We start from the raw sequence: 3,217 nt of genomic DNA, 5'->3' as shown, positions 1-3,217 counted from the left end.
TTGCCGAGGGTCTCGTACACGGTGCTGCGAGGGACACCGGACGCCTTGGCGACTTCATAGCCGTTGACCGGAGCCCCTGACGCGAGCAATGCGATGTACGCCTTTGCCTCGTAGCCGGAGAACCCGGCGTCCTTCAGGAGTTCCACAGTCCGTTCGGTCGACACGCCGCCGACAGTACCGGACGGGCCCGATCCAAACATCGCGTCAGCCAAAGACGACCGGATACCGACCCCACATCTTTCGTGTGGTGTTCGTGTCGTTGATCGCTGGATCGCTGGGATCGGGTCGGGCGCCGGCTCGAAGCATTGCTCCAGCCATCAGCGCAACGGCACCGACGAGGTGATGTTGGATGGCGTCGGCGGGCTCAATGCCACCGGCGATCTCTTGTCCGAGGCAAGCGTGCGTTCCGTAACCGAAACTCAGCCCCCACGGGGCGACTCCGTCGGCGAGCGTTCGTTCAGGGTCGAAGGCGTCGGCGTGGTGGCCGAACACTTCGCGATCGCGGTTTGCGGCTTCGACATCGATGGCAACGGTCTCGCCGGCCGGTATGGCACGGCCCGACTTGAGTGCCGTGTCCTCGGTAGCTCTGCGAAGCGCGACCGGGCTCGCCGGATGCAGACGCATGGACTCGTGGACGAATCGTTGACGCAGGGTGTCGTCGTGCTCGAGTGCAGAGCGATGGGCCGGGTTGTGCTCAAGGTGCACGAAAATGTGGTGCATTGCGTGCACCAGTTGAGCCGATGTCGAATGCGAACCAACCCAGGGGAAATAGGCGACCTCGCGCAACACGGTCTCAGGATCGAGTTCCAGCCGGTCAGAATTTCGGATCAGCGTGGTCAAGACGTCACGCGGCAACTCCGCTTCTTCCAACTCGCCGACCTCCAACTTTTCGACGAGTGCCATTCTCCGTGCGAGGGACGGTTCGAAGAATTCGGTACTGAATGCCCGCAAGGCCATGTCACCGTCATCGATGATCTGCTGCTTGTCACCCGTTGCATGAGCAACGGTCGAGGCCCGAGCAAGACGCTCCATCAACTCGGCGAGACGGTCAAACACCTGTTGAGCGTCGACCCCGCTCCCGGCAGGGATGTCGACACCGGCGACGTCGATTGACAACGTCGTCATCGTCCGGCGAGCCAGCGGCAGCAGATCGCCTCGGCCGGCGGCAATCGGGCCGGCGAGGACAGCATCGATGATGCGCGGGATTCGGTCTCGTTCGTACCACGTGAAGGTGTCACGACGGAACAACCGGTTCTCCAATCGGCGCCGAGCGATGTGTTCGTCACCGTGGAGATTGACGATGACGCCGCGCATCAAGTGATGCCCGTCGTCATACAGCGCTTGGCGGAAGTCGCGACGACGAAACGCATCACGAGCTTCCTGATACGTAGTTAGCGTTATCACGACTAGTCCTCCTTCGAACTAGGGTAGACCGATCATGGGGATGAAAACACCAGTCGAGCCGTCCATGATCGTCACGGGAGGCGGCCGTGGACTCGGGGCGGCCATTGCTCGCGCTGCCGCAACCGCTGGCTACCGGGTCGGAGTGATCGACGTCGCGACTACCGTCGAGGGTCCTGCAGCCGACGGTCACGACATCGTGTCGTTCGTCGCGTCGGTCTCAGACGCGTCGGCAATCGAATCGGTATTCGATGAGTTCGGGACGCCCGACGTCGTGGTCAACAATGCTGGCATCGTCAGGTTCGGTCCACTCGCCGAGCATTCACTCGACGATTTCCGTGCCGTCGTGGACGTGAATCTGGTGGGCACCTATGTCGTCGCGAGCGCGGCGGCGCGTCGATGGATCGCGTCGGGCTCACATGGAACGATCATCAACGTGACATCGATGAACGGGGTCGCTGCGGGACCGAATTCCGGCGCCTACGCGGCCACAAAGGCCGGAGTCGCCATGCTCACCTCCCAGATGGCGATCGAATGGGGACCCCACGGGATCCGCGTGAACGCGATCGCTCCTGGACTCATCGACGCTGGCATGTCGGAGCCGATCTACGCCGACCCCGCCACCCGGGCAGCCAGAGAATCCAAGATCCCGTTGGGCCGACTCGGAACGTCGAGCGACATCACCGACGTCGTGGTCTTCCTCGCGTCGGAAAAATCCGGATACATCCACGGCCAGAACATCGTTGTCGACGGCGGTGTCACCGGCTCGGTGATCGCACACCTTCCGCGCCCGCAAACCGTCGACGCCGTGGGGCACGACCAGTGAGTCGGGTGGCGATCCTGGCCGGTGGTTCGCCGCACGCCCACGACTTCGCTTCCTCTGGTGCAGCGGTTGCCGACGTGGTGTCGCAACTCGGTCACGAGGTCGAGGTGGTCGAGGACCCCGACGTCGCAGCGTCGATGCTCGACGATGTGGACGCGTTGGCCGTCATCGGCTTGTGGTGGCGCATGCTCGGCAACACTTACGACCCGTGGCGGGAGCAACATGCGTACACGCCGCCTGCGGCGACCCGTGACCGCTTGACGTCTTTCGTCAGCAACGGGGGCGGTCTCCTCGCACTCCACACCGCGCCGATCAGCTTCGACGACTGGCAAGAGTGGGGCGACATCGTCGGCGGGGCATGGGTGTGGGGCGTGTCATCACACCCGCCGGTCGGCGACGTCCGGGTTCGGCTCGTGGGTCAACACCCGGTTGTCGACGGGCTCCCCGCCGAATTTGAGATCGTCGACGAGGTGTACGGCGACATGGCCATACGCGATGGTGTCGAGGTGCTTGCGGTGGCGAAACGCCACGCGTCCGACCCCGACCAGCCCGTGGTGTGGGCGCATCGCTTCGGCAAGGGCAACGTGGTGTTCGACGGGTTTGGCCACGATGCTTCGTCGATCCATCACCCGCACAATCGACGCCTGTTGCAACAGGCAATCACATGGATTCTGGAGGGCAGCTAATGCGGCCGATCTCAAAAATGTCGGTGTTGGTCACCGGCGGAGGGTCCGGAATCGGCGAAGGGATCGCTCGCCATTTCTGCGCTGCTGGAGCACGGGTGACCATCTCGGGTCGGCGTGCCGACAAGGTCGACCACGTCGCCACATCGCTCGGCGACAACTGTCGGGCTGTCGTCGGCGACATCACGATTGCAGCTGATCGCCTGGCGATGACGGCGGCAGCCGTCGAGCACGGGAACGGACGTCTTGACGTGCTCGTGAACAATGCTGGCAATATGTACCGAGGCCCGTTGGCCGAGCTCGACGAACA

5 protein-coding genes are annotated in these 3,217 nt (G+C 63.5%); 3 read left to right on the top strand and 2 right to left on the bottom strand.

What is annotated here, in order from left to right; all coding sequences use genetic code 11:
* Together ACH2EI_RS17050 and ACH2EI_RS17045 are read right to left on the bottom strand one after the other, a co-directional pair.
* Positions 1-164, bottom strand: a 164-nt coding sequence (locus ACH2EI_RS17050; protein WP_395160914.1) for a helix-turn-helix domain-containing protein, incomplete at its 3' end; no start/stop codon positions are given.
* 40 nt (positions 165-204) lie between these two features.
* Positions 205-1,404 carry a cytochrome P450 gene (locus ACH2EI_RS17045; RefSeq protein WP_395160912.1) on the bottom strand — a complete coding sequence of 400 codons (1,200 nt, stop codon included), beginning with the start codon at positions 1,402-1,404 and terminating at the stop codon, positions 205-207.
* A 34-nt stretch (positions 1,405-1,438) separates the two neighbouring features.
* On the opposite strand from ACH2EI_RS17045, the gene ACH2EI_RS17040 reads away from it, so the two are divergent.
* The 3 genes from ACH2EI_RS17040 to ACH2EI_RS17030 all read left to right on the top strand — a co-directional run.
* On the top strand, positions 1,439-2,227 hold the full coding sequence (locus ACH2EI_RS17040) for an SDR family NAD(P)-dependent oxidoreductase (protein ID WP_395155224.1): 789 nt from the start codon (positions 1,439-1,441) through the stop codon (positions 2,225-2,227).
* A 5-nt stretch (positions 2,228-2,232) separates the two neighbouring features.
* Entirely contained in the window at positions 2,233-2,910 is a 678-nt protein-coding gene (locus ACH2EI_RS17035) for a ThuA domain-containing protein (protein WP_395160910.1), read from the top strand.
* Positions 2,910-3,217, top strand: a 308-nt coding sequence (locus ACH2EI_RS17030; RefSeq protein WP_395160908.1) for an SDR family NAD(P)-dependent oxidoreductase, incomplete at its 3' end; no start/stop codon positions are given. The genes ACH2EI_RS17035 and ACH2EI_RS17030, both read left to right, overlap by 1 nt.

Origin of the sequence: Ilumatobacter sp. (assembly GCF_041688325.1) — a bacterium.
Lineage (GTDB): Bacteria > Actinomycetota > Acidimicrobiia > Acidimicrobiales > Ilumatobacteraceae > Ilumatobacter_A.
This window is presented reverse-complemented; position numbering and strand designations above follow the sequence as displayed.

Coding starts and splice junctions, on each gene's coding strand:
- ACH2EI_RS17040 (WP_395155224.1), top strand. CDS start 1,439: ATGGGGATGAAAACACCAGTCGAGCCGTCCATGATCGTCACGGGAGGC.